Annotated in this window: 10 protein-coding genes; 7 read left to right on the top strand and 3 right to left on the bottom strand. The window is 46.6% G+C overall.

The genetic code is table 11. The annotated features are described in order from the left end of the window. Positions 1-571 precede the first annotated feature (571 nt). The 4 genes from EKM92_RS09550 to EKM92_RS09535 all read left to right on the top strand — a co-directional run bounded on the left by EKM92_RS09550 (position 572) and on the right by EKM92_RS09535 (position 4,324). The gene (locus tag EKM92_RS09550; RefSeq protein WP_125710214.1) at positions 572-2,626 is read left to right on the top strand and encodes an AAA family ATPase; all 2,055 of its coding nucleotides are present in this window, start codon (positions 572-574) and stop codon (positions 2,624-2,626) included. A gap of 117 nt (positions 2,627-2,743) precedes the next feature. Then, complete coding sequence (locus tag EKM92_RS09545; RefSeq protein WP_125710212.1) at positions 2,744-3,223, top strand: DUF2975 domain-containing protein; 480 nt, start codon at positions 2,744-2,746, stop codon at positions 3,221-3,223. 10 nt (positions 3,224-3,233) lie between these two features. Next, positions 3,234-3,437 (top strand): helix-turn-helix domain-containing protein, encoded by a 204-nt coding sequence (locus EKM92_RS09540; protein WP_125710210.1) that lies wholly within the window; start codon positions 3,234-3,236, stop codon positions 3,435-3,437. A gap of 53 nt (positions 3,438-3,490) precedes the next feature. Next, a complete protein-coding gene (locus EKM92_RS09535) occupies positions 3,491-4,324 on the top strand; it encodes a YitT family protein (protein ID WP_125710208.1) in 834 nt (277 codons plus the stop codon). A gap of 62 nt (positions 4,325-4,386) precedes the next feature. On the opposite strand, the gene EKM92_RS09530 is transcribed toward EKM92_RS09535, so the two are convergent. Beyond that, positions 4,387-5,409, bottom strand: coding sequence for a branched-chain amino acid aminotransferase (locus EKM92_RS09530; protein WP_125710206.1), 1,023 nt, complete (start codon positions 5,407-5,409; stop codon positions 4,387-4,389). A gap of 264 nt (positions 5,410-5,673) precedes the next feature. On the opposite strand from EKM92_RS09530, the gene EKM92_RS09525 reads away from it, so the two are divergent. Beyond that, a complete protein-coding gene (locus EKM92_RS09525; protein ID WP_125710204.1) occupies positions 5,674-6,018 on the top strand; it encodes an ArsR/SmtB family transcription factor in 345 nt (114 codons plus the stop codon). 88 nt (positions 6,019-6,106) lie between these two features. On the opposite strand, the gene EKM92_RS09520 is transcribed toward EKM92_RS09525, so the two are convergent. Together EKM92_RS09520 and EKM92_RS09515 are read right to left on the bottom strand one after the other, a co-directional pair. Next, on the bottom strand, positions 6,107-6,802 hold the full coding sequence (locus tag EKM92_RS09520) for a VIT1/CCC1 transporter family protein (protein ID WP_225420769.1): 696 nt from the start codon (positions 6,800-6,802) through the stop codon (positions 6,107-6,109). Positions 6,803-6,815: 13 nt separating this feature from the next. Next, positions 6,816-7,484 (bottom strand): VIT1/CCC1 transporter family protein, encoded by a 669-nt coding sequence (locus tag EKM92_RS09515; RefSeq protein ID WP_125710202.1) that lies wholly within the window; start codon positions 7,482-7,484, stop codon positions 6,816-6,818. A gap of 1,220 nt (positions 7,485-8,704) precedes the next feature. On the opposite strand from EKM92_RS09515, the gene tyrS reads away from it, so the two are divergent. Then, positions 8,705-9,964 carry a tyrosine--tRNA ligase gene (tyrS, locus tag EKM92_RS09510; protein WP_125710200.1) on the top strand — a complete coding sequence of 420 codons (1,260 nt, stop codon included), beginning with the start codon at positions 8,705-8,707 and terminating at the stop codon, positions 9,962-9,964. Between the two features lie 161 nt (positions 9,965-10,125). Then, on the top strand, positions 10,126-11,328 hold the full coding sequence (locus EKM92_RS09505; protein ID WP_125710198.1) for a coiled-coil domain-containing protein: 1,203 nt from the start codon (positions 10,126-10,128) through the stop codon (positions 11,326-11,328). Positions 11,329-11,349: the final 21 nt, after the last annotated feature.

Below are 11,349 nucleotides of genomic sequence, written 5' to 3'. Positions count from 1 at the left end.
AGCGCCTTGAGACGCTGCCGGTAACGGGGGCTTATAGCCCCAGAGCAAGCCACCCGTTTAACGGGTGGTTTTTGACTGTATTCTAAAACGACCTAGATGGTTGGCGGCTAAAACGTCAAAGTATTGGCGTAGTGCTTGGTTTTAGGGGTGATTTTTACGGCTTCGATAGTCACGATCGCTGGGTAGTTGGCGATTGTCAATCGCATTCCTTTTTGGTCAAGCTATGCGTCGATTTGATCGAGGGGTAATGGGGCTGGGTTAATAGTGATGCCATTAGATAGATCAAACGCGTTACAGTCAGAACTTTTCTGGCTGTTTTTTTACAGACACGGTTGACATAACATATCGCTTAATTTTTCGAAAATGTTCTGTTATTACCACAATATGAGTTTGTCATTCCCGATCCTAAAACTTTTTCGACAAAGTTTTAGCACTCTATTGACAAGAGTGCTAAAACAGACTATAGTATATTATGTAAACAAAAAGAAGACCGCAGCGGTCCGACTATAAAACTGAGTAGCACCGCTGCGAGTCGGCGGTGTTTTTGCGCCGCCTTGAGGAGGGAATCGGTATGGCAAACTTTAACGATCCATTTTTCAATGATGGAATGGATGATTTTTTCGATCAATTAATGCATCGCATGGATGGGCAACAGCCTAAATATGTGGTCAACGGTCATGAATTGACCCCTGAAGAGGCGGCCCAACTACAATCTGGTAGTGTCCCGGTGGCCACTAAGCAAAAGCCTGAACCAAAGTCGATTTTAGACAAACTTGGTCGTGATTTAACGCAAGAAGCCCGCGATGGCTTGTTGGACCCAGTGATCGGCCGTGACAAGGAGATTCAAGAAGCCGCTGAAGTGTTAAGCCGGCGCACCAAAAATAACCCGATTTTAGTCGGGGATGCTGGTGTCGGCAAAACTGCGGTAGTTGAAGGCTTAGCCCAAGCTATTGTCAAAGGCAATGTGCCAGCGGCGATTCAAAACAAGTCGATCATCGCCATTGACTTAGCAAACTTAGAAGCCGGGACGCAATATCGTGGGAGTTTTGAACAAAATATTCAAGACTTGATCAAAGCGGTTAAAAAGCGCGGGAACGTGATCTTGTTCTTTGATGAAATTCATCAAATATTAGGGGCGGGATCCACTGGTGAGTCTGGCAGCAAAGGCTTAGCAGATATCATCAAGCCAGCGTTGTCGCGTGGAGAACTGACAGTGATCGGCGCAACGACGCAAGATGAATATCGCAACACGATCATGAAAGATGCCGCATTAGCACGGCGGTTCAATGACATTACCGTCAACCAACCAAGTGCGGAAACGACGTTCAAGATCTTGCAAGGCTTGCGCAAGTTGTATGAACAACATCACCATGTGCAATTGCCTGATACAGTGTTGAAAGCTTGTGTGGATTATTCCGTGCAATACTTGCCACAACGCAGCTTACCAGACAAAGCCATTGACTTATTGGACATGACCGCTGCTCACTTGGCGGCCCAACATCCAGTATTAGATGAAGTCGCGTTAAAGCAACAAGTTGAACAATTGACGCAACAAAAAGATGACGCTGCGAAAGCAGAAGACTTTGAAAAAGCGGCTAACTTGAAAAAGCAACTCGCAAACGTCCAAGCACAACTTGATCATGGTGACACGAAGCAACAAGCCCCTACGGCAACCCCAGAAGATGTCGCCGCGGCAGTTGAACGCCTGACTGGTATTCCTGTGGCAAAGCTTGGCGCTTCTGACATTCAACGTTTGCAAGGCATTGCCCAACGGTTGAAGAATAAAGTGATCGGCCAAGACGAAGCGGTCGACATGGTCGCTAAAGCCATTCGTCGCAATCGTGCTGGCTTTGATGATGGTGAACGTCCGATCGGCAGTTTCTTATTCGTCGGGCCGACTGGTGTTGGGAAGACGGAACTGGCTAAGCAATTGGCCTTAGATATGTTCGGTCGCAAAGATGCGATCATTCGCTTGGATATGTCTGAGTACAGTGATCGTACCGCAGTTTCAAAGCTCATTGGCACCAGTGCTGGTTACGTCGGCTATGAAGACAACGGTAACACCTTGACGGAACAAGTCCGTCGCAATCCTTATGCGATCATTTTACTTGATGAAATCGAAAAAGCAGATCCGCAAGTCTTGACTTTGTTGTTGCAAGTCTTAGACGACGGTCGCTTGACTGATGGTCAAGGTAATGTGGTGAACTTCAAGAATACGATCATCATCGCGACATCAAATGCTGGGTTTGGGAATGCTGCACTTGCTGACAAGTCTTTGCATGACAAGCTGGCCCCATTCTTCCGTCCAGAATTTCTGAACCGCTTTGACGGGATCGTCGAATTCAGTCACTTAAGCAAAGATGACTTAGGGAAAATCGTGGACTTGCTGTTACAAGATGTGTCTGACACCTTAGCCAAGAAGCAATTGACCTTGACGGTTAGCGACGAAGCCAAAGACTGGTTGATCACCCAAGGTTATGATGAAGCCATGGGGGCTCGACCATTGCGTCGGGTGATCGCACAACATGTGCGGGATAAAGTCACTGACTTTTATTTGGAACATCAAGACGTCAAAGCTTTGAAAGCTGATGTAGTCGATGACGATATCGTGATCACTGCCGCATAACTTGAAGAAAGTCGAAGCACGAAGCTTCGACTTTTTTTGTGACCAATATTTATTGATAATCGGTAAAAAATTATTGATTATCGATAAGCGAACCGCTATACTGCTTTTGAGGTGTGAATGATGAAATTGAAAACGTTGAGTTTGAAAGTGATATTGGCGTTGGCCGCCGTTGTGATCGGCATGTTTGCGCTGATGTTGTTTTGGCGCCTGCCAGCTACTTTAATGCGGGACTACCATCACGCAGGTAGTGCTTGGGTAATGACCATTGGGATCTATGTGACGGTGCTATGTTTTTTTGGAGCGATCGGTTATGCTTGGCAACTGCTCCGGCGGGTGGATACCAACACCGCTTTTTCGTGGGTTGCAGTCAAGAACTTGCGGCACTTGAAATGGGCGACGACAGGAATGACCATCGGTTTGATCGGGATCATGCCAGAATTTTACGTGATGGCACAGTTTGAAGATGCACCAGGGCTTTGTTTGATTGGTAGTGGGATCGTTGCATTGCCACTGATGGTAACGATTTTTTTGGCAGTGTTACAAGAATTATGGACCAAAGCCTTGATGTACAAAGCCGAAAACGACTTAACGATTTAGGAGGTTGTCAATGATCGAGATTGACTTGGACCAACTTTTATTAGATCGCGGTATGTCACTGACACAATTAGCTGATACAGTGGGGATGACGATGGCGAACTTGTCGATTTTAAAAACCGGGAAAGCGAAAGCGATCCGCTTTTCGACATTATGTAAGTTATGCGCAGCGCTTAATTGTCAACCTGGGGACTTATTGAAGTATCAGGAAAGTTGACGTTCATCATAATATTTTGTTATGCTTAGTATAAATATTACGTGAGGTGACCTATGCAGAAATTGACCCAACATCCCATGATCCGCGGCGGCTTTATGATTGTCGCATTGGCGTTGATCGCAGTCAGTATCAACTTTTTTTATGCCCCACATGGTGTCGCAGCCGGCGGTGCCACCGGGATCGCGATCTTAACGCAAGAAGCTTTCGGCGTGCCGCTGGGGTTGACGACGTTGATCGTCAATGTCTTAATGCTGGTACTCGCGTATTTCTTCTTAGATCGCGCGACGACCAAGCGCATCTTGATCGGCAGTTTATTACTGCCGTTGATGTTAGCTGTGATGCCGCAAGTAAAAATCGTTGAAGATCGCTTACTAGCGGTGATCGTCGGGAGTGTCATTTTTGCCGTCGGGGTCGCGATCAATTATCGCATCGATGCGTCAAGTGGTGGGACAACCGTACCGCCAATGCTGATGCAAAAGTATTTTCACATTAAACCGGCAGTTGGACTATTCGTTGTCGATTTGATCGTTTGCTTCTTTAACATTTTTGTTTCTGGCATCGAAGCTTTTGTCCTTGCCATTTTTGCCATCGGCTTGACCAGTATTGTGATGAATTATGTGGAAACTGGGTTGGACCGTAAAAAAGCGATTTACGTGATGACCCCAGAAATTGACGCCATGAAACAAATGCTTGATGAGACTCCAGAACATGGGTTAACAGTGCAACCGGTGATCGGCGGGCATTCTGGCAAAACCAGTGAAATGCTGATGGTGGTGGTTGATCAATCGAATTTCCATGCGACGGTCGAGCGCATTCGAGAAATCGATCCTAAGGCCTTCATCTTGGCCGTCGAAGCCACTGAAGTGCATGGCGGCTGGTTGCGTTAATTGCTCAGACACAACAAAACCCCGATCTGCCAACAATTGCAGATCGGGGTTTTCGTTTAGCTTTAGTCGACTGGGTAGATCCAGCCTTCTGGGGCTTCGACATCGCCGAATTGGATCCCAGTGAGTTCGTTGTAGATCTTTTCAGTCAATTCACCAGTAGAGCCATCGCCGAAGGTATGCACGTCGTCACCGTAAGTGATGCTGGAAATTGGGGTGATCACAGCGGCAGTCCCGCAGGCGCCGGCTTCTGAGAATTCATCTAAGTCGTGAATGGAGATCTTCGTTTCTTCAGTTTCCAACCCGAAGCGTTCCTTCGCAATTTGCAAAATGGAATACTTGGTGATGGAAGGTAAGATGGAAGGAGACTTTGGCGTCAACAGGCGCTTTTTGTCAGTGGTGATCCCAAAGAAGTTCGCAGAACCCACTTCTTCAATGGTTTCATGGTTGATCGGATCCAAGTAGATCGCATCGCCGTAGCCATGTTCATGGGCATATTTGCCGGCTTGCAAACTAGCAGCGTAGTTCCCACCAACTTTAGAACCACCAGTACCATAGTGAGCGGCACGGTCAAAGGAGTCAGCGACAATAAACTTAGTTGGTACCATGCCGCCTTTGAAGTAAGGGCCGACTGGTTGGGCAAAAATCAAGAACATGTATTCTTTGGCAGGGGAAACACCGATATTAGGCCCGATGCCGATAAGAATTGGGCGCAGATACAAGGTTGCGCCGGTGCCATAAGGTGGCACATAGTCTTCATTGGCTTTGGTGACTTGCTTAGCCGCATCGATAAATTTGTCGATCGGCACTTGTGGCATCAACAACTTGTCTGCAGAATGTTGCAAACGAGCAGCGTTGCGGTCTGGGCGGAATAATTGGACTTTGCCTGACTTGGTGCGATAAGCCTTCAAGCCTTCAAAAGCGCCTTGGCCATAATGCAGAATTGGCGAGCCTTCGTTAATGGTGATGTTGGCGTCTTCTGACAACTTACCGTCATCCCATTGGCCGTCTTTCCAATACGAAACGTAACGGTAAGGCAGGTTCATATAGTCGAATCCGAGATTATCCCAATCAATATTTACTGTCATGTAGAAGTCCTCTTTCCTGTATGTCACATTAACATTAGACAAATATTAAAATACAGTGAGGAAAAAAGCAAGCCTATTTCTGAAATTCATGCGTGAAAATTTCAGAAATTACAATGGCTTACTTTTCAACAGCAGAATCACCTTACACAATTTCATTGTCATATCACATAAAAATCTGAATATTTTCTGTGCAAAAATGCCCTTTTTCGTCAAAAATCAGGTACACTAAGGGTAAACATATCTCGTAACAAGTGGAGGAAGGAAATGGCAGAGCATTATTCCGCAGCGCAACAAGAAGCGCTTGAAGAATTTCAATCGGATATCGGACATCTTAACGCACTTTCCAACGAAAATCGGCAACGTTTATTGATGATCCTTGGTGCGGCCAAGGATTCCCAAGGCCTTAAAGTCAATGACTTGGCTGAAGAAATCGGGTTATCACAGCCAGCAACCTCGCATCATCTCAAGGCATTAAAAGATATTGGCATGGTCGATTCTCATCAAGAAGGCAATATCGTCTATTACTATTTGACGCTAGATGACACCATCGCGCGCCTAGAACGCCTCACTGATGCCTTAAAGCGTCGCAACTCAACAACAGAGAAGTAATCTTTGAAAAACAGCCGCTGGTTTTGCCGGCTGTCCGCAACAAAAAAGTCGTCGTCGAATTTTTTCGACGACGACTTTTTTGATCGGTTTACATCACTTGGCCAATGCCATAATGAATGGCCATGGTGATAATGCCGATGATCACGTTGCGGATCACTGCAGTTTTGACTAACCCATCACCAAACTTCGCGGATAAATAACCAGTTAAGCAACTGGAGGCGACAACTGCGGCAATAGTACCAGGCCAAGCCCAAACACCTGGCAAAAACGTCATGGCGATCAATGGAAAGATCCCACCACTAGCAGCCGCGACTAAACTAGAAAACGCTGCGTCCCAAGGATTCATATAATGGCCTTGTTTCAATTGGTACTTCACATCGATCACCGTACCAAGGGCATCTTTAGTCATTAACTCAGTTGCGATTTTTTCAGCGGTAATGGTCGATACGCCGCGATCGACGTAATGCTGGATCACGGCTTTGAGTTCACCGGCGTAATCAGTTTTCAACAATTCAGCTTCTGTGGCTACCACTGAAGCTTCGGTGTCTTTTTGCGAGGAAACACTGGCATATTCACCACTAGCCATCGAAAACGCACAAGCGAGCAAGTCAGCTAAGCCGGCAATGAAAATCGTAAAATGATTGGTTGTGGCTGCCGCGACCGAGAAAAGCACCCCAACCACGGTCAAAATACCATCATTTGCGCCTAAGACCCCAGCACGCAAGGTATTTGCTCGCTCAGCCATCGTTTGAGTGTGACGCTTTTTTAATGTGAGAGTTTTCATCTGCGTCCACCTCCTAGTGAGCAAACAACGAGCCGGCCAAGTAGGTGACGGCCATAGTCAAGATCCCAGATACCACATTGCGCAACATTGCCCGACTGCGATTGGCGTTGCCTAATGCCGCGGCAGTGTAGCCGGTGATCGCTAACGCAATGATCACGGCGATCACTGTCGCCATCACGCGAATGTCAGTTGGCAACAAGGAAATGGCAACTAATGGTAAGATCGATCCAAGCGGAAACGAGATCATTGATGCCATCGCTGCAGAAATCGCACTGGTTTTCACATGGGGATCAAAGCCGTAGCGTTCGCGGACCCCGACATTGACGGGATCTTTGGCCATCATTTCCTTGGCAGCCTGCGCCGCTAATTCCGCGGAAATACCGGTTTGTTGGTATTTGTTTTGAATAAAATCAAGTTCACCTTGATAATCATCATCTAAAGCACGAGATTCTTTGATCACTGCATTTTTTTCTGAATCGCGCTGGGTGTTGACTGATACGTATTCGCCCATCGCCATCGACACTGTGCCAGCTAACATTCCTGATAATCCTGACAGTAAAATGGCATAACTATTGCTGGTCGCACCTGCGACCCCAATGACGATCCCTGCAACACTGAGGATGCCGTCATTTGCCCCCATAACGCTGGCCCGCATCACATTGATCTTTTCTGCTAAGCTCATGTGTGGCCTCCAAATAAATTATAATCATTCTAAACAACGTGAATATTATAGTCCCGTTGAATTTAAAAGTAAAGTCAGGTCATCACAATTTTTGGTCGCCCTGAATCACCTCGACTCTACGCCATTTACAAGGCGATAACAAGGCACACACAAGCCAGTCGCCAACAATAAATTTCACTGAGCGATTGTTCAAAACTATCTTAATAATTGTTCTAATGTAGAGCTGCTGACTCACACATCGCTGTCCGGCAGCGTGAGTGTTTCATGCTGCCACCAGGCGCCAGTAGACTAGCTCCGTTACAGTGATTTGAAATTTGGACTCCAGCTGGCTCGTCGGTGCGTAGTGAGGGTCCTCGGCGGAGCTAACTTGGACGCTTCGCTACGCTCATCGCCAAGTGGATCTCCACCTGCGGCTTTCCGTAAGCGACAAGTCGCTAACGGAAATCTCACCACGCACCGACGGCCAGCCTCCGTCCCAATTTCAAATCACTTCCACTACGGTAGCCCACTGTCACCTGATGGCTAAGAAACACATGTTGCCAAGGTTGCTATGACATTTATCTATCGAATAACGTTATACGTGAGCGTATTTGATTTAGAAGTGAGATACATCAACGAGAAAATCTGTGGGCGGAGATGATTTGGCAAAACGGAGGTGAATTGGACAATTGCCTGTGGTAGTGAAATCAAGTGAAACGCCGGTTTATGGCGGTTCGCGCAGATTTCACCGGCAAAAATTGAAACGGAGCGATCTTCTCCGGTTCAATTTTTAGTCGCAAGAACATCGGCGGGCTTTGCCGATTTCTGCAGACGGCCGCACTGGCAACTTGTCCAATTCACCGTAGTGTCGCCAAATTGTCGGAGCCCACAGATTTTCGTGCCGCAAGGCAAGTTGGTATAGCAAACTGAGAAATCAAATTCACACTGACGATGCCGGACAGCGTGAGTTTGTCAACAACAATTGACAAACCGAACTCATATGCTAGACTAAATGTAATTTGGACTGTGCAAGAAAACCTGCTTCGGTGTGGACAAAGAGAGTTGACGAATTGCTGAAAGTCAACAAGCTGAGGCGAGGGAGTTACCTTGTAAGCAAACAGTCACGGGCGATGCCGTTAACCATTAATGAGTGATAAATCAGGGTGGTACCGCGGACTATTCGCCTCTGGACAAGATTTTTTGTTCAGGGCTATTTTTTTGCAGAAAATAAGGAGGCTATCATGGCAAAGAACATTTTAGATGAACTGGCTTGGCGCGGGGCGTTAAACCAATTGACAGACGAAGAAGGTTTGCGCAAGCTCACCGAAGAAAAGCAAGTCGGCATTTATGTCGGTACCGATCCTACCGGTGATTCCTTACATGTTGGACATTTGATTCCGTTCATGATGCTCAAGCGATTCCAATTGATGGGTCACAAACCGGTGATTTTGATCGGTGGGGGGACTGGTTCGATCGGGGATCCTTCTGGTCGTAACTCGGAACGGGTGTTACAAACTATGGACACCATTGCCGAAAACAAAGCAAAGCTCACCAAGCAAATGGAAAAACTTTTCGGTCGCGATAACTTCCGGATCGTGGATAACTACACTTGGTTGTCCAAGCTTTCGATGTTGGACTTCTTGCGTGACTTTGGGAAGTTGTTCCCAGTTAACCAAATGCTGGCTAAAGAAGTCGTGGCGTCACGCCTTGAAAAAGGGATCTCTTACACCGAGTTCACGTACCAAATTTTGCAATCGATCGACTTTTTACATCTATATAAACATGAAGATGTCCAAGTCCAACTCGGTGGTGCCGATCAATGGGGGAACATCACTGCCGGCATCGATTTAATTCACAAAACTGAAGGCGCTGATGCGAAAGTTTATGGCTTGACCAACCCGTTGATGCTGAAAGCTGACGGCACCAAGTTTGGGAAGTCCGCTGGCGGCGCGGTATACTTGGATCCTGAAAAAACTAGCCCTTACGAATTCTATCAATTCTGGTTCAACCAAGATGACCATGACGTTGAGAAATTCTTGAAGTTCTTTACTTTCTTGTCACAAGAGGAAATCGCCGACCTCGTGAAGCAATCAGCAGAAGCGCCTGAAAAGCGCATCGGCCAACGGCGCTTAGCCCAAGAAGTCACCAAGTTCGTTCATGGTGAAGCTGCGGTTAAAGAAGCGGAAGCCATTTCTGCAGCGTTATTCTCTGGCAATGTTCAAGATTTAACCGCCAGCGAAATCGAACAAGGTTTCAAACAATTCCCAACCGCGGATGCCACTGCGACACCAGAAAACATCGTCACTTGGTTAGTCGATACCACCAAGATCGAATCTTCACGTCGTCAAGCACGCGAAGATATCACCAATGGCGCCATTTCCATTAATGGGGAAAAACAACGCGATGTAGATTTTGAAATCGATCCAAGCAGTCATTTTGACGGCAAATTTGTTATTGTAAAACGCGGTAAAAAGAAATACTTCTTAGTCCGTATTCATTAAAACGTTGATAAATAGGCCTTTTGCAAGGCCTATTTTTTTCGGAAACATTACGACGCGACTTCTAAATGTACGTCGATAGTAATTGCACTGTAATGTTTGTGTAACGTTGAAACGTTAATCTTAATACCAGTGATTAACGAAAAAAGGGTGGCAAAAACATAATGAAGTTACAAACAATCTTAACAACCATGGTAACCGCAGTAACCTTGACAGCATTCGCTGCAACGACAATGCCCGTATCCGCGGCTAGCGACACCCAAACTCAAATTTCTTCCAACCAAAGTTCAACGAACAAGTTACTTTCTGACTTGGCAGCTGCTAACTCGGAAGTAACTGACTTACAAAACAAAATCAACGATAAAAACACGGCGATTTCTGACGCCCAAGCTAAGATCACTGCAACTGAAGCTAAGATCACTGAATTAGCTGGTGAAGTCACTAAGACTGAAGCCGAACTTGCAGCTCGTAAAGACGTTTTAAAGAAGCAATTGGTTTCTTTACAAAAACAAACTGGTGATTCTGTCACTGGTAACGTCTATGTGGATTTCGCCTTGAACTCCAAAGACTTGTCCGACTTGATCTCCCGTGCTTCTACGGTCAACAAGTTGAACCAAGCCAACAAAGATGCCTTAGCTGCAGTTAACGACGCTAAGACGAAGTTGACGGATCTGCAAAACGAACAAGTTGCCAAGAAGCAAGACTTAGTCGACACCAAGGCTTCTTTGGAAGCTGACAAAGCTTCTCTGGTGAACTTGAAGTCATCTGCTGATGCGAAGACGACGGCTTTGAACAAAAAAATCGCCGACAACAAAGATGTTTTAATTTCATTACAAGCCCAAGCAGCTAAAGAAGATGCTGCAGCCAAAGCTTCCTTAGCTAAGCTTGCAGCTACTGCAACGGCAGCTAAAGCAACAACTACTAACACCACTGCCAAAGTGAACACTAACAGTGGTAGCTCAAGCAACGCAGGCGCAACGATCAACACCAATGGCGGCACCCATACCTCTGGTGACTCCGCAGGTAACGCCTATGCTTGGGGCCAATGCACGTACTACGTGAAGTCTGTTGCACCATGGGCCGGCAACCACTGGGGTAACGGCGCACAATGGGGCGCTTCAGCTGCTGCTGAAGGCTTCACTGTCAACAACACGCCTGCAGTTGGTTCAATCGTGGTCTTCGCTGCTGGTCAATCTGTTGGTGGTCACTGGACTGCTGATGGTTCATACGGTCACGTGGCTTATGTCGTTGGGGTTTCTGGTAACTCCATTACGATCCAACAAGGTGGTATGGGCTTCTCATCACCAACTGGTCCTAACACTGACACCATTTCTGGTGCTGGTAGCTACACTTACATCCATCGTTAATCAAAGTTGCGATCGAGATTA

The sequence above is a fragment of the Lacticaseibacillus porcinae genome, from assembly GCF_003946305.1.
Classification (GTDB): domain Bacteria; phylum Bacillota; class Bacilli; order Lactobacillales; family Lactobacillaceae; genus Lacticaseibacillus; species Lacticaseibacillus porcinae.
Note: the sequence above shows the minus strand (reverse complement) of the source record. Positions and strands in the feature narration are given on the sequence as shown.